Annotated in this window: 23 protein-coding genes; 19 read left to right on the top strand and 4 right to left on the bottom strand. The window is 44.5% G+C overall.

What is annotated here, in order from left to right; translation table 11 throughout:
* The first annotated feature begins 52 nt into the window (after nucleotides 1-52).
* The 10 genes from ACFPFU_RS15465 (at nucleotide 53) to ACFPFU_RS15420 (ending at nucleotide 9135) form a co-directional block, all read left to right on the top strand.
* Nucleotides 53-1249 (top strand): putative sugar nucleotidyl transferase, encoded by a 1197-nt coding sequence (locus ACFPFU_RS15465; RefSeq protein ID WP_377065678.1) that lies wholly within the window; start codon nucleotides 53-55, stop codon nucleotides 1247-1249.
* A gap of 16 nt (nucleotides 1250-1265) precedes the next feature.
* Complete coding sequence (locus ACFPFU_RS15460; protein WP_377065677.1) at nucleotides 1266-2408, top strand: DNA polymerase III subunit; 1143 nt, start codon at nucleotides 1266-1268, stop codon at nucleotides 2406-2408.
* Between the two features lie 324 nt (nucleotides 2409-2732).
* Nucleotides 2733-3167 (top strand): ATP-dependent zinc protease family protein, encoded by a 435-nt coding sequence (locus ACFPFU_RS15455; RefSeq protein ID WP_377065676.1) that lies wholly within the window; start codon nucleotides 2733-2735, stop codon nucleotides 3165-3167.
* A 13-nt stretch (nucleotides 3168-3180) separates the two neighbouring features.
* On the top strand, nucleotides 3181-4092 hold the full coding sequence (gene rimK / locus ACFPFU_RS15450) for a 30S ribosomal protein S6--L-glutamate ligase (protein WP_377065675.1): 912 nt from the start codon (nucleotides 3181-3183) through the stop codon (nucleotides 4090-4092).
* A complete protein-coding gene (hemC, locus tag ACFPFU_RS15445; protein WP_377065674.1) occupies nucleotides 4089-5027 on the top strand; it encodes a hydroxymethylbilane synthase in 939 nt (312 codons plus the stop codon). Before rimK ends, hemC begins: the two co-directional genes overlap by 4 nt.
* A gap of 9 nt (nucleotides 5028-5036) precedes the next feature.
* The gene (locus ACFPFU_RS15440) at nucleotides 5037-5876 is read left to right on the top strand and encodes a peptidylprolyl isomerase (protein WP_377065673.1); all 840 of its coding nucleotides are present in this window, start codon (nucleotides 5037-5039) and stop codon (nucleotides 5874-5876) included.
* The gene (locus ACFPFU_RS15435) at nucleotides 5848-6795 is read left to right on the top strand and encodes an SDR family oxidoreductase (RefSeq protein WP_377065672.1); all 948 of its coding nucleotides are present in this window, start codon (nucleotides 5848-5850) and stop codon (nucleotides 6793-6795) included. The genes ACFPFU_RS15440 and ACFPFU_RS15435 overlap by 29 nt, the downstream gene beginning before the upstream one ends.
* A gap of 45 nt (nucleotides 6796-6840) precedes the next feature.
* Nucleotides 6841-8232, top strand: a complete 1392-nt coding sequence (locus ACFPFU_RS15430) for a sodium-dependent transporter (protein WP_377065671.1) — start codon at nucleotides 6841-6843, stop codon at nucleotides 8230-8232.
* Between the two features lie 168 nt (nucleotides 8233-8400).
* Nucleotides 8401-8538 (top strand): zinc ribbon domain-containing protein, encoded by a 138-nt coding sequence (locus ACFPFU_RS15425; RefSeq protein WP_377065716.1) that lies wholly within the window; start codon nucleotides 8401-8403, stop codon nucleotides 8536-8538.
* A gap of 69 nt (nucleotides 8539-8607) precedes the next feature.
* The gene (locus ACFPFU_RS15420; RefSeq protein WP_377065670.1) at nucleotides 8608-9135 is read left to right on the top strand and encodes a hypothetical protein; all 528 of its coding nucleotides are present in this window, start codon (nucleotides 8608-8610) and stop codon (nucleotides 9133-9135) included.
* A gap of 4 nt (nucleotides 9136-9139) precedes the next feature.
* Here the strand turns inward: ACFPFU_RS15420 and ACFPFU_RS15415 are convergent, their stop codons facing one another.
* Nucleotides 9140-10009 (bottom strand): SDR family oxidoreductase, encoded by an 870-nt coding sequence (locus ACFPFU_RS15415; RefSeq protein ID WP_377065669.1) that lies wholly within the window; start codon nucleotides 10007-10009, stop codon nucleotides 9140-9142.
* Between the two features lie 126 nt (nucleotides 10010-10135).
* Between ACFPFU_RS15415 and ACFPFU_RS15410 the strand changes: the two genes are divergently transcribed.
* The gene (locus ACFPFU_RS15410; RefSeq protein ID WP_377065668.1) at nucleotides 10136-10999 is read left to right on the top strand and encodes a hypothetical protein; all 864 of its coding nucleotides are present in this window, start codon (nucleotides 10136-10138) and stop codon (nucleotides 10997-10999) included.
* Nucleotides 11000-11222: 223 nt separating this feature from the next.
* Here ACFPFU_RS15410 and ahcY read toward each other — a convergent pair whose 3' ends face one another.
* Nucleotides 11223-12542: an adenosylhomocysteinase gene (gene ahcY, locus ACFPFU_RS15405; protein WP_377065667.1), complete on the bottom strand. Its 1320-nt coding sequence runs from the start codon at nucleotides 12540-12542 to the stop codon at nucleotides 11223-11225.
* Between the two features lie 76 nt (nucleotides 12543-12618).
* Nucleotides 12619-13377, bottom strand: a complete 759-nt coding sequence (locus ACFPFU_RS15400; protein WP_377065666.1) for a biotin--[acetyl-CoA-carboxylase] ligase — start codon at nucleotides 13375-13377, stop codon at nucleotides 12619-12621.
* A 96-nt stretch (nucleotides 13378-13473) separates the two neighbouring features.
* On the opposite strand from ACFPFU_RS15400, the gene rsfS reads away from it, so the two are divergent.
* The 5 genes from rsfS (at nucleotide 13474) to ACFPFU_RS15375 (ending at nucleotide 18353) form a co-directional block, all read left to right on the top strand.
* Nucleotides 13474-13824, top strand: a complete 351-nt coding sequence (gene rsfS, locus ACFPFU_RS15395; RefSeq protein ID WP_377065665.1) for a ribosome silencing factor — start codon at nucleotides 13474-13476, stop codon at nucleotides 13822-13824.
* A gap of 69 nt (nucleotides 13825-13893) precedes the next feature.
* Nucleotides 13894-15930 (top strand): ATP-dependent zinc metalloprotease FtsH, encoded by a 2037-nt coding sequence (ftsH, locus tag ACFPFU_RS15390; RefSeq protein ID WP_377065664.1) that lies wholly within the window; start codon nucleotides 13894-13896, stop codon nucleotides 15928-15930.
* Nucleotides 15931-16138: 208 nt separating this feature from the next.
* Nucleotides 16139-16918: a UDP-2,3-diacylglucosamine diphosphatase gene (locus ACFPFU_RS15385; RefSeq protein ID WP_377065663.1), complete on the top strand. Its 780-nt coding sequence runs from the start codon at nucleotides 16139-16141 to the stop codon at nucleotides 16916-16918.
* The gene (locus tag ACFPFU_RS15380; protein ID WP_377065662.1) at nucleotides 16905-17735 is read left to right on the top strand and encodes a hypothetical protein; all 831 of its coding nucleotides are present in this window, start codon (nucleotides 16905-16907) and stop codon (nucleotides 17733-17735) included. Before ACFPFU_RS15385 ends, ACFPFU_RS15380 begins: the two co-directional genes overlap by 14 nt.
* A 174-nt stretch (nucleotides 17736-17909) precedes the next feature.
* Complete coding sequence (locus tag ACFPFU_RS15375; protein ID WP_377065661.1) at nucleotides 17910-18353, top strand: hypothetical protein; 444 nt, start codon at nucleotides 17910-17912, stop codon at nucleotides 18351-18353.
* A gap of 56 nt (nucleotides 18354-18409) precedes the next feature.
* Here ACFPFU_RS15375 and ACFPFU_RS15370 read toward each other — a convergent pair whose 3' ends face one another.
* A complete protein-coding gene (locus tag ACFPFU_RS15370) occupies nucleotides 18410-18838 on the bottom strand; it encodes an FKBP-type peptidyl-prolyl cis-trans isomerase (protein ID WP_377065660.1) in 429 nt (142 codons plus the stop codon).
* Between the two features lie 205 nt (nucleotides 18839-19043).
* Between ACFPFU_RS15370 and ACFPFU_RS15365 the strand changes: the two genes are divergently transcribed.
* The 3 genes from ACFPFU_RS15365 (at nucleotide 19044) to ACFPFU_RS15355 (ending at nucleotide 22703) form a co-directional block, all read left to right on the top strand.
* On the top strand, nucleotides 19044-20423 hold the full coding sequence (locus tag ACFPFU_RS15365; protein ID WP_377065659.1) for a sigma-54-dependent transcriptional regulator: 1380 nt from the start codon (nucleotides 19044-19046) through the stop codon (nucleotides 20421-20423).
* Nucleotides 20413-21756: a sensor histidine kinase gene (locus tag ACFPFU_RS15360; RefSeq protein ID WP_377065658.1), complete on the top strand. Its 1344-nt coding sequence runs from the start codon at nucleotides 20413-20415 to the stop codon at nucleotides 21754-21756. Before ACFPFU_RS15365 ends, ACFPFU_RS15360 begins: the two co-directional genes overlap by 11 nt.
* Before the next feature lie 140 nt (nucleotides 21757-21896).
* Nucleotides 21897-22703: a UDP-2,3-diacylglucosamine diphosphatase gene (locus ACFPFU_RS15355; RefSeq protein ID WP_377065657.1), complete on the top strand. Its 807-nt coding sequence runs from the start codon at nucleotides 21897-21899 to the stop codon at nucleotides 22701-22703.
* Nucleotide 22704 lies beyond the last annotated feature (1 nt).

Raw genomic sequence — 22704 nt, 5'->3', positions numbered from 1 at the left:
AGATTAGGTCTACCGAAAGTTTATTTCCGGTAGACTTTTTTATTTTTGTGCCATGGATAACGTTATTCTGTTTGATGATCCTAAAATAAGAGGCAACCTGTTGCCCTTGACTTTTACAAGGCCTGTGGCTGATATCCGGGTCGGGATACTAAAAATCAGTGAAAAATGGGAGAAGCATCTGCAAAGCCCCGTCGGTTTTCACACTCAGGAATATTTGGGCGCGAAGTTTTCTGCCAGAACAGGCCCTTCACTGTATATCAATGGTGCGCTTTGCCCGGATGAGGCGGTATTGCGGGCCATTTCCCAATTGGAAAAAAATGGGTCCCTTTGGCACAATGATACCCTGCTGGCGACTTACCTTGATGACCCCTCGTATCTGAAAACCACCCATATTCCGCAAAAAACAGTTACCCTGTTGGATCAAGCTACTCTGGTGACAAAAAGCTGGCATATTTTCCAATACAACGGCAGTGAAATAAGGAAAGACTATGACCTGCTCACCAAAAGACGGGTATCATGGGGGACGGAGGACCCTTATACCCACATGTACAATGAACGGGATATCTTCATAGAAAAAGGCGCCAAAATAAAAGCAGCCATATTAAATGCCGAAAACGGGCCTATATACATCGAGAAGAACACGGAGATCATGGAGGGCTCGGTGATCCGGGGACCATTTGCGCTGTGTGAAGGTTCTTCTATCAGTATGGGGGCCAAGATGAGGGGAGATATTACGGTAGGCCCAGGGTGCAAAGTTGGCGGTGAGGTATCCAATTCCGTTTTCTTCGGCTTCAGCAATAAATCCCACGATGGTTATATGGGAAACAGTGTGGTCGGTGAATGGTGCAATTTCGGCGCCAACACGGTGACTTCCAACTTGAAAAACAACCACAGACCGGTGAAAGTATGGGATTACACAAAGGGAGGTTTTTCGGATACCGGGCTTCAGTTTTGTGGTTCGATAGTAGGTGATCATGCTAAATTTGGCATAGGAACCATCCTCAATACCGGTACAGTAGTGGGAGTCGGGGCCAATGTGTTTGGCGAAGGCTTCCCCCGCAAATTTGTATCTTCATTTGCCTGGGGAGGGGCGGCAGGATTCAGCACCTTTAAGCTTAGGGAATTTGAAGAGACGGCCAGCAAGGCCATGGAGTTCAAAGGAAAAGTCTTTGACGAAACGGACAGGTCCATTTTACAAAAGATTTTCGAAATCACGAGACCTTACAGAATCTGGGATAAAGAATTTTAACAAAGGTTACCAAAAAATGCTGTTTTCATCCATACCGGGCTTGCAGGAAACCAAAGAAAAGCTGGTCCATGCCATACAAAAAGATCATCTGGCCCATGCCCTGTTGTTTCATGGCAGGGAAGGCAGTGCGAACCTGGCGCTGGCGCTGGCGTTGGCCACCTACATCAACTGTGAGCAAAAAGGGGAAAACGATGCCTGCGGTAGCTGTAGTTCCTGTCAGAAAATGGAAAAGCTGGTCCATCCTGATGTGAATTTTTCCTTCCCTATCCCGAGCAGCCTGGTTAAGGAGGATGATACGGAAAATAAAAAACAAATAGACACCCTGGCTTTATGGCGTTCGTTTGCCTTGGGAAAGACCTATGGCAATCTGTATGACTGGAGTGTTCACTCGGGTTTCGAAAAGCAGATGGCCATTTCCAAAGGGGCCGCAAAACAAATCATAAAAACCCTTTCTTTGAAATCATTCGAAGGGGGATATAAGATGATGCTGATATGGGCACCGGAAACCATGCATGTGGCTGCAGCAAATGCCATCCTCAAAATTCTGGAAGAGCCACCTGCCAAAACCCTCTTTCTGATGGTTTCCCATCAACCGGAAAACCTGCTTACGACGATACAGTCCCGCACACAAAAAATCATGGTCAGGGGATTTACAGATGAGGAAATACAGTCCCATCTGGTAGCTCAGGGAATGTGCAGCAAAGAAGCCGCCGGGCAGATATCCCCCCTGGCAGATGGCAATATGAGAGAAGCCTACATCTTGTCCGGGGGAGTGGAGGACAGAAATACCGTCCTGTTTAGGGATTGGCTTAGGCTTTGCTTCTCAGTGGATATCAACAATATCCTGTCTCAATCAGAAGCTTTGGCGGACATGAATAAGGAAGTCCAGAAAACGTTGATTCTGACGGGAATCAATACCATGAGGGAATGCCTTTTGAACAAGGCACAGACGGAGCACCTGATGCGCAGCAGCATTGAAGACAGGGAATTTATCGGCAAACTCAGCACCCATGTGCTCAATGAGAAAAAAATCATGCAGATTTACCAGAAGCTCAATGAGGCCCATTATCACCTTGAAAGAAATGCCAACACAAAGATCCTGTTTCTTGACCTGTCCTTTAACCTCGCCAAAATTCTCAAAAGTCAGCCTCAATCATGAAACCGGGCGTGACAAAAACGACACACACGGGGATGATTATATATCATGCGACGCGGCCATTGAAAAACATATTATAATCATATGAAACCAAACATGACGCAAGCGACACACAGAGGGATGCCCCGATAGCCCCGATAGCTATCGGGGGGGAAAACATGCGAGGTTCCATCTGACCATTGAAAAACAATTATAAACAGATGAAATCGAGCATGACGGAACCGTCACAAACTGGGATGATTATCTATCATGCGAGATTCCATGCCTGCATGCTGAAGTGCATTACGGCACGCAAGCATGTGGCCTATTGAGAAAAATTATAATCATATGAAACGGATCATTGGAAGGAAAGAAAAAATATCGTTCCCAGAATGGAATATCCAGGAAATAACCGCCAAAGTGGATACCGGCGCTTATAACGGCGCCATCCATTCGATGTACGCAGAAGAAATGATTGAAAACGGAGAAAAGGTGCTTTATTTTCAAATATTGGATCCCCGGCATCCGTTTTTTAAAGATAAAAAACTCAGAACCGGCCGCTATACGGTCAAAAAAGTCAAGAATTCATTCGGACATATGGAAAAACGCTTTTTGATCAAGACCACCATCAGTATCTTTGGTGAGGAATTCGAAGCGGGATTTACCCTTTCCGACAGGTCCGAAATGAAAAATGCGGTGCTTTTGGGAAGAAGGGTTTTGAAGGGAAGGTTTTTGGTAGATGTGGATAAATCATATACAGCCAAGGCGCAAAAAAACAAATAACACTCAATTTTCGATGAAAATCGCCATATTATCCAGAAACCAACACCTCTATTCTACCAGGAGGCTGATGCAGGCCATCCAAGAGGCAGGACATCAAGCCATGGTGGTGGATCATTCCGCATGTGACCTGGTCATAGAACAAAACGGGCCTTCCATTATTTACAAAGGGGAAAAACTCCATGAAATAGATGCGATCATTCCCAGAATCGGTGCCTCGGTAACTTTCTACGGTACCGCCGTGGTCAGGCAATTTGAATTGATGGGGGTGTTTTCCGCGATCGAATCCCAGGCGATAGTCAGAAGCCGTGATAAGCTCCGAAGCTTGCAGATTCTTTCCAGAGAAGGGCTGGGAATGCCAAAAACGGCTTTTACCAATTTCTCCAAAGGAGGTGAAAAGCAACTCGTTGAGATGGTGGGCGGTGCGCCTTTGATCATCAAGTTACTGGAAGGCACCCAAGGTCTGGGAGTGGTGCTGGCAGAAACAAGAAAAGCAGGCCAATCCGTGATAGAGGCTTTTCATGGACTGAAAGCCAGAATCATCGTGCAGGAATTCATCAAAGAGGCGAAAGGCGCAGATATCCGGGCGTTCATCGTTAATAACAAGGTGGTGGGGGCTATGAAACGGCAAGGAGCCGAGGGAGAATTCCGCTCCAACCTCCACCGGGGCGGAAAAGCCGAAGTCATCAAACTCAGCCGGGATGAGAGGATGGCTGCACTGAATGCGGCCAAAGCCTTAGGGCTCTCCATTGCGGGTGTGGACATGCTGCAATCATCAAGGGGTCCGCTGATCCTGGAAGTGAACAGCTCTCCGGGATTGGAAGGAATTGAAAAAGCCACAGGTGTCAATATCGCCGGAAAAATTGTGGAATTCATCGAACAATCCGTATTAAAAAAAACCATCAAACGAAAAACAAATAACTCATGAAGCCAATCCGCATCGGGACAAGAGGAAGTAAGCTGGCATTGTATCAGGCAAATCATGTGGCAGATTTACTGAGTTTACAGGGACTGGAATATGAAATCGTCACCATTGACACCAAAGGGGATAAAATCCTTGATGTTTCCATCTCCAAAATTGGCAGCAAAGGGGTTTTCACTGAGGAATTGGAAGACCAGCTAAAAAGCGGAGCAATAGACATCGCCGTTCACAGCGCGAAGGATCTTCCTTCGAGACTTCCTGATGGATTTGAAATCATCGCTTTTACGGAAAGAGAAAAGGTGAATGATGTCATCATCAGCCACAAAAAGGACCTTCCGGATTTCACAGACAGTCAGAGCCGACTGGTTTTCGGTACTTCTTCAACCCGGAGGGTAGCCACGCTGCTGCATTATTACCCCCACATCAAAACCACAGAAGTAAGGGGAAATCTCCAAACAAGGATCTCCAAAATGGAAAATGGCGCGTGTGATGCCCTGTTATTGGCTTATGCCGGTGTCCATAGAATGGGTTATGACCATATGATTATAAAGGAACTTCCTCTGGAAACATTCACCCCGGCGGTGGGGCAAGGTTCCATCGCCGTGGAAGCTTCTGATAGACTGGCCCCCGACTTACGGAAAGAAATCACGCGGGTTGTCCATCATCCCGCCACAGGGTATTGTCTTGAGGCAGAACGGAGCTTTCTTAAGGTGTTGGAAGGAGGCTGCAGCATTCCGGTATTTGCCCTTGCCCAGTTTTCGTCGGACACAAAAATCACCCTCAAAGGAGGAATCATCAGTCTTGATGGGAAAAAGATCATTTCCGAACAGGTAAGTGACTCCCTTGAGGAAGCCAGGTCAATCGGCCAAGCATTGGCCGAATCCGTACTGGCCAAAGGAGGGGACAGCATTTTAAAAGAAATCAGAAAGCACATTAAATAAAAAATCAGCATGTTAAAAATCACGTGTGGCTTACTTCTGCTTATAACTTTAGCGGCCTGTTCGACCGAAAAGGATTACCTGGTTACCATAGAAACAAAATACGGAAATATGTATGCCATCCTTTATGATGAAACTCCTAAGCATAAGGAAAATTTCGTCAAGCTCGCTCAGGATGGCCGTTACGATTCCACAGAATTTCACCGGATCATAGAAAATTTCATGGTCCAGGGTGGTGACGTTTTTTCCAAAGAAAACTTGCCTCAGGAAGAATGGTACACCCTTCCGGCAGAATTCAATAAGAACCGTATCCATGAAAAAGGAAGCATCGCCGCTGCCAGGCAGGGGGAAAACATCAATCCTGAAAGAAGATCAAGTGGGTGCCAGTTTTACATTGTCCAGGGTCAGGTGTATGAAAAAGATGCCCTGCTGACTGATATTCGGAAACTTCAGGAAGCTTTCGGTAAATTTGTACAATTGGACCGCAACAAAGACCTGAGGGAAAAATATATGGATTTGTATGAAAGGAAAGAATTTGACAGCATCAATGGTTTGATGCTGTCAAAAAAAGACGAATTGGAATCCTTCTTCAATCTTGATTTATCCAGCAACAAGAGAGCAAATCAAATCGAAGCCTATACCACGGTAGGAGGAACCCCTCACCTGGATGACACCTATACGGTCTTTGGTAAAGTCATTGAGGGATTGGATGTTATGGAAAAAATTGCCGCAGAAGAAACAGATCCAATGGACAAACCTAAATCACCGGTCTACATGAAAGTTGCGGTGGAACTCATCAACAAAAAAGAAATTACACATCAATATGGTTACCAATATCCCGAAAAGCAATAAATCAAAGATTCTTGTAACAGGTGCGAACGGGCTTTTAGGTCAAAAAATTATTGAAAGTATCCTTCAGGAAAATGAATACCGTGCTGTAGCCACTGGGAAAGGCAACAGCAGGCTTCCTTCAGACTGGTATGGTCATGAATATTACACCATGGACATCACTGACCGTGATGAAGTAATGGAGGTTTTTGAAACTACCCGTCCGCATTTTGTTATCCACGCAGCTTCCATGACCGATGTGGACAGGTGTGAAGTGGTTAAAGACACCTGTTATGACCAAAATGTCAACGGTACCCTCAACATCATTGCGGCATGCCAGCGATTCCGTTGCCACCTGATTTTTGTTTCGACTGATTTTATATTTGATGGCAAAGAGGGCCCCTACGACGAGCAGTCCAAGCCTCATCCGGTCAATTATTATGGAACCACCAAGCTGGAAGCCGAAAGGGCTGTGCAAAACAGTGGCATTCCCCATGCGATTGTCCGCACCAACCTGGTGTATGGGATTGCCCATGAGCTTCACCGTTCCAACATTATCCTCTGGGTAAAAAAAAGGTTGGAGTTGGGACAGGAAATTGAGATGGTGGATGACCAGTTCCGTACGCCCACGCTGGCGGAAGACCTTGCTACAGGATGTTTGCAGGTCGTCGCTCAAAAAGCCACAGGTATCTTCAACATATCCGGAAAGGACCTGCTTACTCCCTATGACATGGGAATCCTGACCGCGGATTATTTTGGCCTCGACAAGAAAAAAATAAAGAAAACGGATTCTTCTAAATTCACGCAAGTGGCTGCCAGGCCCTTGAAAACCGGTTTGATCATCAACAAGGCGAATAATGTATTGGGGTTTGAGCCGAGAAGTTTCACCGAAGGAATTGATATTTTGGCAAAACAGCTTAAATTAGCCGATCACAATAATTAAAATTTCTTTTTTCAGACTAATATTAATATAATCCATCAACCTATCATGCAGAAAGGAGTAAAAACACCTTCGAGGGGCCAGTGGGGTTCAACATTTGGTTTTATCATGGCAGCGGCGGGTTCGGCAGTGGGATTGGGGAATATCTGGAGGTTTCCCTATATCACTGGTCAGAATGGCGGCGGTGCTTTTGTATTTGTATATGTTATCTGTGTGCTGTTAATAGGCCTGCCCCTTCTGCTCAACGAAATTGCTTTAGGCAGAAAATCAGGAAAAAACCCGGTTGGTGCCATTAAGGTAACCGGCGGAAACAGGTTCTGGCAAAGCAGTGGCGTCCTCTGCGTGCTGGTATGTTTTGCGGTGCTCAGTTACTACTCCGTCATCGCAGGATGGACCATTGGCTATATTTTCACTGAGCTGATCAATATCCCCGTAGACTTTGCGGTTTTTGTTCAGACTCCCCTGTATGTGGTGCCGCTATGTATGCTCTTTATTTTACTCACCATAGCGGTGGTCTTGGGAGGTGTATCGGGAGGTATTGAAAAAGCTGCCAAATTCCTGATGCCCATCCTGTTTATCATCATCGTGCTCATTGCGGCCCGTTCTGTCACGCTTCCCGGAGCCGGGGCGGGTATAGAATATTATCTATCACCGGATTTTTCCAAAATCAACGGCCGGGTGGTCCTTTCTGCCTTGGGCCAGGCCTTTTTCAGTATGTCGGTGGGCTGGGGGTTGATGATCACATTTGGCTCCTATCTGCCTAAAGAGGGCAACATCATCCAGTCATCAGGCTGGATAGCCGGGATGGACAGTATTGTAGCTTTAATGGGAGGTCTGATGATTTTTCCCGCATTATTTGCTTTATTGCCTGGAGTGAGTCCCGATGAAGGACCTGCATTGGTCTTTAATGTGCTCCCCCGGGTATTTGACCAAATTGAGCCCTTCGGGAATATCATAGGCTCCATGTTTTTTGTGCTGCTGTTTGTCGCCGCCCTCACCTCGAGCATCTCTATGCTGGAAGTGCCTGTGGCCTACTTTATAGATGAAAGGAAGTGGAGCCGGAGAAAAGCCACCTGGATTATCGGTGTGGCGGCCATGCTCCTAAGCATCCCGTCCTCGCTGGCGGCTGTCCAAGGCAATGTTTTCAACCGTTTCCATTTTAATTTCTTTGGCAGGGATATATTCGGTTTCTTTGACATGATGGATTTCTTCTTTGGTACGTTGGCCGTGGTGTTGATCTGTCTGATGCTCAGCCTGTATACCGGGTGGGCAAAAAAGATCGGCGACTATGCCAGCGAACTCAGCATGGGCGCCCCGGGCTTTCAGGGATTTCCAAAAAGGGCCTGGATATTTTTCATCAAATGGATCTGCCCTGTCGTCATCATTCTCGTGCTGATGAACATGGTAGGCGTATTCGGAGAACCCGGAGAAGTGGCTTAATGACCTGAATTCGACGCTAACTATCGAAGATTTTAACGTAAGTAAAACACGCATAGCGGGTGAAATTATTGTACCCCCGTCAATCTCAGGTTAATATCAAACACCGGCAATCCGAATTCCCATGGAAATTGAACATCACTTTCATTGCCCCTACTGTCTGGCTGAAATATCCGTGCTTTTGGACCCCAGTGTGCCGCATCAGGAAATATAGAGGATTGTGAAGTTTGTTGTAATCCCATCCAAATCAGTTACAGCATCGAAAACGGCGATCTTCACTCCTTTTTTGCAAGTGGCATAGATCAGTGAATTTTTTGCTGTCTTTTTGCTGTTTTTTAGGATCCAAGACCTTATTTTTAGTTTCTAAACCATTCTTTGATGATGATAAAAAAACTACTTTTATGCTGTCTTGTTTTGGGGACAGCAACAACAAAAACGACCATTGCGCAAATAGAAGAAGAGATCAAAACAGCTGGACAGATTTATGCTTACGCACAGATTCATGGTGACCACGAAGTGCTGTTGGATTTCACCTACCCCGTTCTAATCGAAAAGATAGGGGGCCGCAGTGCCATGAAAAACATGCTTGCGCAAATCCATGAAACACAAAAAGCAAACGGACAGCAGCTTACCTCCCTTAAAATCTCCGACCCTATACAGTCTGTCAGGGTAAAAGATGAAATCCATGCCATCGTCCCCATTGTCACCACGACTGCCGTTCCGGGAGGTACGTTGATCACAGAGGGAAACCTGATAGCCGTAGGCACGCATAACCGGCAGAACTGGTATTTTATTGAAACCACTTCATTGGATGAAAGAAACATCACCAAAGTCTTACCTCTTTGGAATCACAGTTTGACCTTGCCCTTTAAAAGGCCGCCGGTTTTTAAGGAGCACGAACCTTAAAACATCATTTGTTTTTCCTGGCAGCCTCCATCCTGTCCCACCATGTTTTCTCCAAGGCCCTTAGGTCATTGAATTCCCCTGCTCCCAGGAGCCATTCCCCTCCGTCAATGGTAATGACCTCTCCATTGATAAAGGCGGAAAAATCAGACAGGAGATACGCTGCCAGGTTGGCTAATTCATGGTGTTTCCCCACCCGGCCCAAGGGTACCCGCTTGGCGGGATCAAATTTGTCAGCAAGCTCTCCTGGCAAAAGCCTTTCCAGTGCTCCTTCTGTGGGAAAGGGACCGGGGGCGATGGCATTAGAACGGATTTGATAAGGTGCCCATTCCACAGCAAGTGAACGGGTCATGGCCAGCACACCCGCTTTTGCGGCCGCACTGGGAACCACATAGCCTGAACCGGTAAAAGCATAAGTCGTCACAACACTTAAAAAGTTACCGCCTGTCTTTTCATCGATCCAGCGCTTCCCGGCCACAAGCGTCACATTGGCGGTCCCTTTTAAGACGATGTCCAGTATGGTATGAAAAGCATTCGCCGACAACCTCTCCGTCGGACTGATGAAGTTGGCTGCTGCATTGTTGACTACGGCATGCACTTGTCCAAAATGAGATGTAGCCGCATCAAACATCCCCTTTACCTGCCCATAGTCACGTATGTCACAGGCTAACGGTAAAATACTTCTTCCTGAAGATTTTCTCAGTTCTTCGGCAGTAGCTTCGAGTACACTGAGTTTTCGGCTGCTTATCACCACATTGGCACCGAGAGAGAGAAAGCAGGCTGCCATGGATTTTCCCAATCCGGTTCCCCCACCAGTGACGAGAATGGTTTTATTTTTCAGGGCATCTTTGACCAACATCCCTTCGGCATGATTCATGATAATTGTTTTTTTCGGTAAACACGGTAACAGTTACCACTCAAATTACAAAAAATAACCCATGTTAAAGAATATTAAAAATATTGCCGCTTATTTAACTAATTTTAAACGTTTAATATCCACTCCATGGGGAAGTTTGTAAAAAAGTATTTTCTCAACGGTGCAGCCGGCCGTCGATGCTTCATCGGGTTCATGCTGCTTTCAGCCTGTAATACGGACGAATTAAGAAGGTTACAGGTAGACCAGTCATTTGAAGGGGAAGAGATATATCTCATTTCCAATGTATTGGATGAACACCTGCTATTGGCTTTCCATTCCTATGAAAAATACCGGGACACCCTTTTTACTGCCACCTTGGCGGATTGCCCGGTGGTGAATATCATCGAAAATGAAGATGTGGATGAAAATGACCGAAAGGTGCATTTGGACTACATTCTCCCCAATTGTGAGGGCGCGCCTGCAACCAGACGCGGGCGGATCGTGCTGACCTTTGGAAAGTCACCTTCCACCGAAAAAGACAGCGTGAAAATATCCTACGAAGGATATAGTGTGAATGGAGTTGAAATCACAGGCAGCAGGATGCTGAATCTACTCGCCAATGGAAGAAACAGACAGTTGTTTTCGGATATGGCAGAGGATATCATTATAGAAAATGACGTGGGATCAAGCAGCAGGGTGAGTTTTGCCTTTGAGCATGAATTGGCCATCAAAGACAGAATCCTTACCGAATCGGTGAGCACAGGAAACTTATCGGGCAGAAACTGGACAGGCAAAACAATAAGCATGGATATCTCACAGCCTAAACATATGGTAAAAACCTGCTGGGATCAAAAGAAATTCCGGCCGGTTGCAGGAGAGGAAAGGTGGACCGTGGAAAGGACAGAAGTACCCGATGTCGTCCATAGACTGGTTTATTCCAGTGATGAGGGTTGCGAAACACGGTCAATTATTTTTCTCTCAGAAGGGGTGCAAATGGAAAAAAGGCCATGAGTACAGTGGGTGAATGGGGACCGGGTTCCCCGGATCCCTGTTCCCTATTTCCTGAATACTGAGTTAATAGTGAATAGGGAAAAGAGAACAGGAGTTTCCGTCCGATTCCCTGTTCCCCCGTTTCCTGAATATAAAAATACCATAGGAGTATGATTTTCAGTGAACGCCCCTATGGTAGTTAAGGTTATAAACCGCTTATTGGCTTGACACCGTCAGCAGTCAATCAGTATCGGTAATAATCCGGCTTGAACGGCCCTTGGGTTTTTACACCTATGTAGGCAGCCTGATCTTCACTCAATTCATCCAGTTCCGCACCTAGCTTCTGCAGATGCAAAGCAGCCACCTTCTCATCCAGGTGTTTCGGCAATACATATACGCCTGCTTGGTATTTATCTGTATTTTTCCAAAGTTCTATCTGGGCCAGTGTCTGGTTGGTAAAGGAATTGGACATGACAAAAGAAGGGTGTCCCGTGGCACAACCCAGGTTTACCAACCTTCCCTCTGCCAGGATAATGATATCCTTGCCTTCTACGTTATAGAGGTCCACCTGAGGTTTGATCTCGTCTCTGGTATGTCCGTAGTTTTTGTTCAACCAGGCCATGTCGATTTCGTTATCGAAATGTCCGATGTTGCAAACGATCGCCTTGTCTTTCATAAGGCGGAAATGTCTTTCACCAATGATGTCCTTGTTGCCGGTGGCTGTGACAACAATATCGGCCTCCTTCACGGCATCCACCATTTTCTTCACGGCAAATCCATCCATTGAAGCCTGCAACGCACAGATAGGATCTATTTCAGTAACAATCACCCTGGCTCCTGCCCCTCTTAAAGAAGCCGCAGAACCCTTCCCCACATCACCGTATCCAGCAACGACGGCTACTTTTCCCGCCATCATCACATCCGTTGCCCTTCTTATCGCATCCACGAGGGATTCCTTACAACCGTATTTGTTGTCAAATTTTGATTTGGTTACCGAGTCATTTACATTAAACGCCGGCAATGGCAATGTGCCGTTTTTCATCCTTTCATACAGCCTGTGAACCCCGGTGGTTGTCTCCTCCGACAAGCCCTTGATGCCCGACACCAATTCCGGATATTTATCCAATACCATATTGGTCAGGTCCCCGCCGTCATCCAATATCATGTTCAACGGCTTTCTATCTTCCCCAAAAAACAAGGTCTGTTCAATACACCAATCAAATTCTTCCGCTGTCATACCCTTCCAGGCATAAACACTGATCCCTGCCTCAGCCATGGCCGCCGCGGCATGGTCCTGGGTGGAAAAAATGTTGCAGGAAGACCAGGTCACCTCCGCTCCCAGGGCAATTAAAGTCTCTATAAGCACCGCAGTCTGAATGGTCATGTGTAGACAACCCGCTATCCTTGCCCCCTTAAGGGGTTGTGATGTGCCATACTCTTCCCTCAAAGCCATCAGGCCCGGCATCTCACTTTCTGCAAGCCGGATTTCCTTTCTTCCATATGATGCCAAGGAGATATCCTTGACCTTATATTTGATGTATTTTTCCGATTTAATTGTAGTCATCTTTAATCAAAATATGGTTTAAAAGAGTTAGTATTCAAAATTACTAATTCAACTAGACAAAAGAAAATTTTGGACTCTATACGAATCTTATTTCCTTGAACCCATAACTTTGAATCCTATCGTTTTGTTTCATCACCAAAAGGTTTCCCATGGGGTCAATCCCGGTGATTTTTCCCCAAAAAAGCGCCTTCTCATCCTGATACCAGGCCCAAACATCAAAACGGTACAAGAAATGGAGATAATAATCTTTGATTTCGTCCAACGACCCTCTCTTCAATTTCAGATACCATTTTTCGATCTGAGTGACCAGGGATCTGAAAACTTCATCTATATCAAGCTCGGCCCCTGCCAACATGGCTAAAGAAACAGCATTGGGAAAGGGGAACCCGATTTGATTTACATTGAGCCCCAGACCCACCACTGAGCTTTCTATGCCGTGTGAACTGACGCTGTTTTCTATCAGCATCCCCCCTATTTTCCCCCTTTGATCATGCATAAAATCATTGGGCCATTTAATCTTAATGTCAGGGACGAATTCGGATATCGCCTCGTGGATCCCTCCGGAAAGCGCCATATTCAAGCCAAACTGCTCGGTAGCGTCAAGAAAAAGCGGGGTAAGCACTAAGGAAAAGGTCAGGTTTTTTCCGGGTTCGCTGTACCATTTGTTTCCCCGTTGCCCTTTCCCTTTTGTTTGCCTGGCGGTGATCACTATCGTTCCTTCCCGGGCCGCCCCGGAGCGGAAAAGCGATATGGCCGTGTCATTAGTTGAATGACACTCTGTCATATTTATGATTTCTTTCCCCAAAAAAGCAGTATTGGCAAGGATTTTATGCATCTTTCATTAGTTATTTTACCCCATAATCAGGATATTTAAAATCCATAACGTCTGGAGTAAAATGGTAGATCAAAACAAAAATAGTAAATTATATATATGACGGCAGAGGAGCTGAGTAAAGTTATAGTAAAAGGGATGGAAGAAAAGAAAGCTTCCGATATTGTGGTCATGGACCTCAGGGAAATCAAAAGTACCGTGACTGATTTTTTTGTAATCTGTTCGGGCTCATCGGATACGCAATTAGAAGCCATTTCCAATTCGATAGAAGAAGAAGTCCTGAAAGCCAACAAGGAAAGCCCATGGAGAAGTGAGGGAAAAACTAACCGCCAGTGGATATTGATGGATTATGTCAATGTCGTAGCCCACATATTTATGAAGGATAAGCGGGAATTCTATCAGTTGGAGGAACTATGGGGAGACGCAAAAGTCACCAAGATAAGCACGTAAGAAAGTTAATTTAAACTTTCATTTTTTAATTTCGTTTTACAAAAAGTTTATTGAAATAATAATACCGAGATGAGTGATAAAAATAAATCGAAAAAATTTGTACCAAAACCTCCCCAAAAACCAAACTTCCAGCTTTGGTTGATCATCACCGCGGTGATTGTGTTGATAGGGGTAACCTGGTTCAACCAAAACACGGCAGTAGTGGAGATCACGATGAAGCGTTTTGAAGACATGGTGCTGAGCAATGATGTGAAAAAAGTGGTGGTGATCTATAATCAGAACTATGTAGAGGTGACGCTGAAGGAAGAAGCTTTAGAAAACCAACGATACAGGGATGAACTTGAATCCCAAAACCGTTTCTATAATCTATCCGGCCCCCACTATAAAATCAATGTGGCCTCTGTGGATAACTTTATTGAAACTTTCAATTCTCTGGAAGAAAGGCTTCCTGAAGACCAGAGAATAGGTTATACGGCCAAGAAGGAAGAAAGCTGGGGCAATTGGATTTCAAGCTTTGGCTTTCTGATTCTGATATTTTTCCTTTTCTGGATCATGATGAGAAGGATGTCCGGGCCCAGCGGTCCTGGAGGGCAGATTTTCAATGTGGGTAAATCCAAAGCCCAGCTGTTCGACGCAGAAAACAAGGTAAAAATCACCTTTGATAACGTAGCGGGGTTGGATGAGGCCAAAGAAGAAGTGGAAGAGATTGTGGAGTTTCTTAAAAACCCCTCAAAATTCACAAAACTGGGAGGAAAAATCCCAAAAGGAGCCCTGTTGATCGGACCTCCCGGTACAGGCAAAACCCTCTTGGCCAAAGCCGTGGCAGGAGAGGCCGGCGTACCGTTCTTCACCCTGTCGGGATCCGACTTTGTGGAAATGTTTGTCGGAGTGGGCGCTGCCCGGGTAAGGGACCTTTTCAAACAAGCCAAGGAAAAGGCCCCTTGTATCATCTTCATTGACGAAATAGATGCCATTGGCCGTTCCAGAGGAAAAGGCCAGATGCCCGGATCCAATGACGAGCGTGAAAACACTCTCAACTCGCTGCTGGTGGAAATGGACGGCTTCGGAACAGATTCGGGTGTTATCGTCTTAGCGGCCACTAACCGTCCGGACGTATTGGATTCTGCCCTTCTACGTGCCGGTAGGTTCGACAGGCAGATCAGCATCGACAAACCTGACATTGTGGGCAGGGAAGCGATTTTCAGGGTACACCTCGGTCCTATCAAGACCGCTAAAGATGTGGAACCCAAAAAATTAGCCGCACAGACGCCCGGTTTCGCCGGCGCCGAAATTGCCAACGTGTGTAATGAGGCCGCTTTAATAGCCGCCAGAAGAAATAAAAACGCGGTGGATATGCAGGATTTTCAGGATGCTATTGACCGGGTAATCGGCGGCTTGGAAAAGAAAAATAAGATCATTTCTCCTGAGGAAAAAATGATTGTAGCCTACCACGAAGCCGGTCATGCCGTGGCCGGGTGGTTCTTGGAACATGCGGATCCATTGGTTAAAGTAAGTATCGTACCAAGAGGTATCGCCGCCCTCGGCTATGCCCAATACCTGCCTAAAGAACAGTTTCTCTATCAGACGGAACAATTGATTGACGAGATGTGTATGGCGCTGGGCGGTAGAGCAGCGGAAGAAATCGTTTTCGGGAAAATTTCGACCGGCGCCCTGAGTGACCTTGAGCGGATCACCAAAATGGCCTATTCCATCGTATCGGTGTATGGTATGAATGAAAAAATAGGGAACGTTTCCTTCTACGACAGCAAGGGGGGTGAATACAAATTTGACAAACCTTATTCCGAGGCCACTGCGCAAACCATAGATGAAGAGGTCCGTAAATTGATCGAATTTGCCTATCATAAAACCAAAAAACTCCTCAGTGAAAGGAAAGGTGAGCTGGAAAAAATCGCAAAGGCATTGTTGGAGAAGGAAATACTCTTCCAGACTGACTTGGAGAAAATCATAGGAAAAAGGCCTTTTGACAAAGAAACAACTTATGAAAAATTCACCAAGTTGATAGACACAAAAGATAAAACGAAAGAAGAGGAAACACCCTCCGAAACAGAGGAACCGAAGGAAGACATCATAGAAAACAAAGATTGACAGCAACTGAGTTTGACATTGCAAAAAAGGGGGTAATTTCTTACCCCTTTTTTTTCCGGTCCTAAAAAATGAAAGTTAGTTGAAAACATCATGTCTCGTGTTCTCATCTATTCATGTCCAACGCCTGACAGCCATTTTTTTACACGGGACCGGAAAAAAGGCATTTCAATATAAAGATTATTAACTTAGCTGTTATATTTAACCCGGTATGAACATCACGCTCAAAGAAAACCAAAAAGTTTTTTTCGTTTCAGATTTCCATCTGGGCACTCCGGATGAGGTTTCCAGCAAGCAGAGAGAAGAGAAAATCATAAAATGGCTTGGAGATATTGAAACCCAGGCGGCAGCCATTTTTTTTGTAGGAGACATATTTGATTTTTGGTTTGAATATGACAAAGTGATCCCCAAGGGTTTCATGCGTTTCTTATCCAAAATCACCCAATTAAGGTGTAATGGGATCCCCTTGTTTTTCTTTACCGGGAATCACGACCTTTGGATGAAAGATTATTTTACAAAAGAATTGGATATTCCGGTATTCCATAATCCCATAGAGATGGAAATCAATCAGAAAAAATTCCTGGTGGGACATGGGGACGGTTTGGGTCCGGGAGATCATAAATACAAAATCCTGAAAAAAATATTCACCAACAAAGCATGCCAATGGCTTTTCAAATGGATACATCCGGATATTGGCATGGCCATAGCCCACAGATGGTCCCGAAACAGCAGAATCACCAATGACCTCAAAAATGAAGGTGAATTCAAAGGAGAGAACCAGGAATGGCTATACCTTTACTGTAAAGAAATAGAGAGCAAAATGCATTTTGACTATTATATCTTTGGCCACCGTCACCTTCCGCTGACCCTGGAGATAGCTAAAAATGCTACCTATTTCAACCTGGGGGAATGGGTCAACCAATGTTATTACGGGGAATTTAATGGCACCTCCTTTCACCTGAAACAATATAACGGGTATGCAATCAGTTAGCGTCAAATATATCCTGACTTGGTGTTTTCTTTTTTTGCTTTCATCAAATGTTGTCTTTGCCCAAAACACCCAATGGGAACATATACGCCGTATTGATATCGATAACCCGGATCTTATCAGCACTGATGGAAGAGGCAATATCTATATCAGCGATGGAAAAGGCATATTGCGCCAATTCGATCCTAATGGCGACTCCCTCAACATATATTCCCCAGCATTCACCTCAAAGCTGGATAAATTGGAATGCCACTGGACGGTTAATATCTTCCTTTTCTCTGCAGACCTGCAACGGTACGAATTATTGGACAGGTTTCTTAACCCATTAAGCAGTCAGCAGATCCAATTCCCTTCCTCAGGGATTATCAAAGCAGTCACTTTGGGCAACAACCATATGTTATGGTTTTTTGATGAAACCGGGATGAGTCTGAAGAAAATGGACTACCGAAGAAATCAGATTGTGCAGGAACAGCCATTAGGTTTGGTTTTGCCGGGGAGCAGTCTGGAAATCGTGGACATGTCTGAAAGAAAGAACATGTTGTTTCTTCAGGTCAGGAATGAAGGGGTTTACATATTTGATAATCAGGGTAACTTCATCAAACAAACCGGAATGCCGTTGAAAAACCCTAAAGTCATTGAAAACAATCATATGTATGGCATTCATAGCGGCCATATACTGAAGACCAATTACCTTACAGGCGACAGCTTGGAAATTGCGCTTCCCGATGCATCCTATGGCTCGCTTGCCCTTTCAAAGGATCGTGTAATATTAAGTAAAAAAGGGCAGGTGGATATTTTTGTGCGACCCTCTGATCTTTAAATATCCCATTACAAAATTCAATCTGCTTAGTTCTAAACCATTTAGCGGATGGTCTGATTTTTTTATATGAATGGCGTATTTAGATTATTTTTTTATTTATATTTTTGTTAAAAAATATTAACTAAATGTGAATAATTTACAAATTTTGGATTAATATTTGCAATTTGCAGATTGATGGATGCGAAAAAATTTACGGTATTTTTACGATATATATATAAGATTGTCCTAATGGTCGTGTTGTTGCCTATGACGGAATGGGTTGTAATGGGGCAAAATGTCAACAGGCCAATAGAAACGGAGTTATCTTTTCCAAGGGATATCAGTAGTCCGAATGTTAATTTTAACTTGCAATCCACCGGTAATAAGAAATTCAGGATAACCTTGGACAGAAAAACCCCTCAGCTTACTGATGTCAAAATATATGATATTCTTGGTAATCTGATATTGCATGATAAAATCAGACCGGAAGATGGTATACATAAGTATTATGATTTTTCCCACATAAGCAGCAAGCTCTTTGTAGTAGAGGTAGGCAATTCAAAGTACAACAAAACCAAAAGCATCTACGCTGACCCGCAAGGCAGCAGGGATACAGACAAAAACACCCTGGAAAGATAAAAGCCCGGCAAAACCGGGCTTTTTCTTAAACACCATCTATTATACGTTATTCGAAATTATTGAATCCCCACCAATTTAATGTCAAATACCAGGTCCTCTCCGGCAAGGGGATGGTTAGCATCCAACGTTATCTTTTCTTCATCCACATGAACCACTTTTACAGGAGTGGGCTGTCCCATCTGGTTCTGTATGGATAGGTCCATCCCCACTTCCGGTTTGATTTCAGCCGGAACCTGATCCAAAGGTACATCCAGCATCATATCATCTCTCTTTTCGCCGTATGCATCTCCGGCAGGGATGGTGATACTTTTGTCGTCTCCCACTTCCATACCGTGGACCGCCGCATCAAAACCTTTGATCATTTTGCCGTCCCCCAACACAAACTCCAAAGGCTCCCTGTCTTGAGAAGAATCAAATATAGTTCCGTCTTTTAATTTTCCTGTGTAATGTACCTTTACGGTATTTCCTTTAGTTGCTGCAGACATAAATTGTAATTTTTTGATTTAAGTTTAAAGATAACAAATTTTAAAGGCTATTAAAAGCCCTGTCCAAGTTCATTGCCAAAGTGTTCGCAGGCGTCCCTTTTTTGTTCATTTCCGTACATAAAATTGCCGCTAAGTAGTTTATATTCCTTAAATTGGGACAAAATAAAAATGGCATCATTTCAGGTATACATTCTAAAAAATCAATATGGAAGAAAATACGCTTGGCAAAATCCTTATAGTGGATGACAATGAAGACCTGCTCTTTGCGGCAAAAATGTTGTTGAAAAAACATGCCCGTGAAGTAACCATAGAAAAAGATCCCCGGCGGATCCCTTTTCTTGTCAACAACAACAGTTATGATGTCATTCTGTTGGATATGAATTTCACAGAGGATACTACCTCGGGCAAAGAAGGTTTTCACTGGCTAAAACAAATCAAGGAAATCGACCCGCAGGCAGTGGTGATATTGATCACTGCTTTTGGAGACGTGGAAATGGCAGTGCAGGCCCTGAAAGAAGGAGCCACCGATTTTATTCTAAAACCCTGGCAGAATGAAAAATTGCTGGCCACCCTTTCGGCTGCGGTGAAATTAAGAGAAAGCTATGAGCAGGTGGACCGCTTGTCGAACAAACAGAAACAGCTGCAAGCGGATATCAAAAAACCTTTTTCAGACATAATAGGCCAAAGTGCCACCATGAAAAACGTTTTTTCCATCATTGACAAAGTGGCAAAAACGGATGCAAATGTATTGATTCTGGGGGAAAACGGAACCGGTAAAGAACTTATTGCCAGGGCCATTCATGACCGGTCTGAAAGGAAAGATGAAATATTTGTGGGTGTGGATATGGGCGCCATTACCGAAAGCCTTTTTGAAAGCGAGCTTTTCGGCCATAAAAAGGGCGCTTATACCGATGCCAAAGAGGACCGGGCAGGGCGGTTTGAAGTAGCAGACAAAGGCACCCTCTTTTTGGATGAAATCGGGAATCTGAGCATGCCTTTGCAGTCTAAGCTGCTGACCGTCCTTCAAAGGAGGGAAGTAACACGTATCGGCACCAACAAGCCTATTCCTGTAGATATCCGCCTGATCTGCGCGACCAACATGCCTCTTCATGACATGATCATGGACAGTACCTTCAGACAGGATTTACTCTACAGAATCAACACGGTTGAAATCTTCCTGCCTCCGCTTAGAGATCGACAAGATGACATCCCTATACTCGCCAATCATTTCCTGAAAATATATTCCAACAAATACCGGAAGAATTTCAAAGGTTTCAGGGAAAACGCCATCCAACTGCTACAAAGGTACAGCTGGCCAGGAAACATCCGTGAGCTTCAGCATGCCATTGAAAGGGCCATCATTATGGCCGAAGGTGATGAATTGGACAGCAGGGATTTCTTTTTTCTTTCTGCCAAGCCTACTAATGAAAAAATCAACAACTCCACCTTCAACCTGGATGAAGTAGAGAAAAATGTCATTCAAAAAGCCATAGACAAAAACGGGGGAAATATATCGAAAGCGGCCAAAGAGCTGGGACTTACCCGGGCTTCTTTGTACAGAAGGTTGGAAAAGTATGGATTATAAAATAGGTTTATTGGGTAGAGTCATCGTCCTTGGCATCACGATTTTTCTACTGGCTTACACAATTTTTCATGAATCCGGGGTTTTTGCAATCTCTTTATTCATCATACTGGCTGTGGCTCAGGTGGTATTTCTCATAAGGTATTCGGAGAGCAGCTTTAAGAAAGTCAGACAGTTTTTGGACAATATAAAACAAAGCAATTATTCAACGGTTTATCCGGTAAAATTTGACGGCACCGAAACAGATGATCTTCATATAGAATTCAATGCCATTTTGGCCAAGCTTAAGGAGGACCAGCTGGAAAAAGAAGCCAATTACCAGTATTTCCGTACCGTCTTCCAGCATCTCAGCATAGGTCTCATCACCTTTGAGGCGGATGGCAGCGTTCAGATTCTCAATACAGCGGCCAAGCGGATGCTCAACATAGAAAAGCTGAACCACATATCCGAGATTTCAAAGATCAATAAAGAACTACATCATGCCATACAGAACCTTCGCACCGGGGGTAGCGAACTGATAAAAATAGCCCATCCCGACGGTATCATGCAGTTGTCTGTGTATGCGATCGAGTTGGTGCTGAGGGATATGAAATTCAAACTCGTTTCCTTACAAAACATACAAAGTGAGCTGGAAGAAAAAGAAATGGAGGCCTGGCAGAACCTCATCAGGGTACTTACCCATGAAATCATGAATTCCATTGCGCCGATATCTTCCCTCGCTGCTACGATCAGTGGTGAAATCAGACATAAAATAGAACAGAAAGGGGAGATTCCGGTTCAGGATCTTGAAGATTACCTCATGGGGATCTCTACGATAGAAAAAAGGAGTGACGGATTGATCAATTTCGTCAGTGATTTCCGAAGCCTGGCTCACATCCCTTCTCCGAAGTTTACCGCCATCACCATCAAAGACCTGTTTGAAAGAGTGGAACTGCTTCTGCACCATCAGCTGGAAACCGGACAGGTTACTTTAAAGAAAAGAATCATTCCCCAGGATCTTTTGTTGTTTGCAGACATCTCCCTTATCGAACAAGTCCTTATCAATTTAACTCAAAATGCCATCCATGCCGTGGAAGACACGGATGTAAAGAGCATCACCCTCGGCGGGTTTATTGATGAGAATGGAAAAATCATCATTGAAATAGAAGACACAGGAAAAGGCATTGAAGAGGAGGCACTTAATAAAATATTCATCCCTTTCTTCACCACAAAGAAAAAAGGATCCGGGATAGGCCTAAGCCTTTCCAAACAGATCATGAGAAGACACAAAGGCAATATACAGGTCAGGTCTACTTTAGGGCGTGGAACGGTCTTCAAACTTATCTTCAACGCATAAACACCCGCCAGCCCCTCATGGCTGTTATGTTAATTCTGTGATCACAATATCCCCTCCTCCCAAAGGTATTGATTCCTTAACAACCTGTTCATTATCAGTTCATATGCCAAGCGTATCTTGTTTCCAAAACACAGACTGTCTTGGAAACAAATTTTAAAACCATTGTCATTTCCGATGTGCATCTAGGCACAAAAGGGGCCAAAGCAAAGGAAGTGCTGAGATTTCTGAAGCAATACCGCTGTCAGAATCTTATCCTGAACGGCGACATCATTGATGGATGGCAGCTCAAAAAATCCGGAAGTTGGAAAAGAAAGCATACACGGGTTTTTAACCGCATCCTGAAAATGATGGACACTGATTGTACCAAGGTTTTCTATCTGAGAGGAAATCATGACGACTTTCTGGATCAGGTGCTTCCTTTGGAAATCGGCAACCTCTCCATCCGAAAAGATATGATTTACGAAAGTCACGGTAAAAGGTATTTTGTAGCCCACGGGGATATTTTTGATAGCATAACCAGCAACCTGAGATGGATCGCTTACATAGGTGACATGGGTTATACCTTCCTCTTATGGCTGAATGCCCGTGTCAATCATTTTAGAAGAAAGAAAGGGCTGCCCTATTATTCCCTCTCTCAATATATCAAATCAAAAGTAAAATCGGCCGTCTCCTATATTGATGATTACGAAAAGGAATTAACCAAAATCGCTAAAGCCAGGGGCTGCGACGGCATCATCTGTGGACATATCCATAAGGCAGAACTGCGGGAAATTGACGGCATTTCCTATTTCAACTCAGGGGACTGGGTGGAATCGCTCAGTGCTTTGGCTGAAGATCACTGTGGCAACTGGCAGCTTATCTATTACAATGAAATGGATTTTAAGGAAAAGAGGGACAATGTTGTGCGCATGCAAAATCAATCGTCCCACGCAGTTCAGATTTCATAGT

Source organism: Negadavirga shengliensis (assembly GCF_042652345.1).
Lineage (GTDB): Bacteria > Bacteroidota > Bacteroidia > Cytophagales > Cyclobacteriaceae > Negadavirga > Negadavirga shengliensis.
This window is presented reverse-complemented; position numbering and strand designations above follow the sequence as displayed.